Annotated in this window: 1 protein-coding gene and 1 pseudogene; both read right to left on the bottom strand. The window is 42.5% G+C overall.

What is annotated here, in order from left to right; all coding sequences use genetic code 11:
* A partial coding sequence (gene argB / locus A3766_RS03465; RefSeq protein WP_197479268.1) for an acetylglutamate kinase occupies positions 1-268 on the bottom strand: 268 nt, incomplete at its 3' end.
* A gap of 38 nt (positions 269-306) precedes the next feature.
* Positions 307-754, bottom strand: a pseudogene (locus A3766_RS03460) (phosphomannomutase/phosphoglucomutase); the annotation flags it as partial.

Below are 754 nucleotides of genomic sequence, written 5' to 3'. Positions count from 1 at the left end.
GCATACCATCAACGAAGTGGCTTTCAATATTCAAACGCTCAAGCAAGTCACCTATTTGGGGGCCGCCCCCATGCACAACAATCGGATTGATGCCCACCAACTTCATCAACACAACATCTCTTGCAAAGCTGTTCTTTAAGTCTTCGTTCTCCATGGCGTTGCCACCATACTTAATCACCAAGGTTTTACCTGAAAAGCGCTGAATATAAGGCAGTGCTTTGCTTAATACTGAAGCCACCTGGCCAGCAGATTCTCTTGTTAAACTCATATTTTTCCTAACAAACAATAAAGGTCAGAATGGTTGACCTAAAAATTACATTCAATTGATGGATCGACTATCTGAAGCTGCGTCCTAAATATCGACTTCACTTCTTCTAAAGCTGCCTCATTATCAGCCTCGAACCTCAGAACCAATACGGGAGTGGTATTGGATGCACGACATAAACCCCAGGCATTTGNGTATTCGACTCGTAAACCATCTATCGTGGAAATATTTCCACCAACAAACTGGTCTTTCAAAGCACACAGACTTTCAACGATCATAAATTTAGACTCATCTGTCACACTGATATTTATCTCAGGCGTACTTAAGTCTTCAGGAAAATCGGCAAATACTTCTTCAGAAGAGCGATCTTCAATACCCAAGACTTCTAATAAACGAGCGGCAGCATAGAGACCGTCATCGAAGCCAAACCAACGCTCTTTGAAGAATACATGACCACTCATTTCACCAGCAAGTAATGCCCCGGTTTCT

The organism is Oleiphilus sp. HI0132 (genome assembly GCF_001635845.1).
Note: the sequence above shows the minus strand (reverse complement) of the source record. Positions and strands in the feature narration are given on the sequence as shown.